Source organism: Cohnella sp. GbtcB17, from assembly GCF_019091135.1.
In the GTDB taxonomy this organism is placed as follows: Bacteria; Bacillota; Bacilli; order Paenibacillales; family Paenibacillaceae; genus Cohnella.
The window spans coordinates 1-379 of sequence record NZ_JAGXJW010000191.1; the positions used below are offsets into that span (position 1 = coordinate 1).

Here is a 379-nt window from a genome sequence, read left to right on the forward strand (position 1 = left end):
GACAATCCTCCGTTGCCGGCCCTTCTCCGGGCGCATAGGTCATGGTGATGCTTTGCGCGATCATCCGGCGAACGCCAACGGCGAGCGAAGCATCCACCAAGTTTCTCGTTCCTTCCACACGAATTCTTGCATTGGCGGTCGGATCCATAGCCTGAAGTGAAGTCAGTTGGTGAATGACCACCTCTGGGGATGTTTCGGCAAGTACGCTGAACAGACTCTTACGATCATATACATCCGCTTGGACAGATAAAGCTCCGGCTTTCTTTAAGCTTTCTGCATGCTCCGGGTTGCGTATGAGCCCAATCACTTCATGTCCCTTTTGTACGAGCATCGGAATGAGTACCCTCCCGATGACGCCGCTTGCTCCAGCAACTAAAAT

The 379-nt window shown here is 52.8% G+C and carries 1 protein-coding gene; it reads right to left on the minus strand.

The annotated features are described in order from the left end of the window. On the minus strand, window positions 1-331 hold a 331-nt coding region (locus KVT38_RS33560), incomplete at its 3' end, for an NAD-dependent epimerase/dehydratase family protein (RefSeq protein ID WP_306795384.1). Window positions 332-379 lie beyond the last annotated feature (48 nt).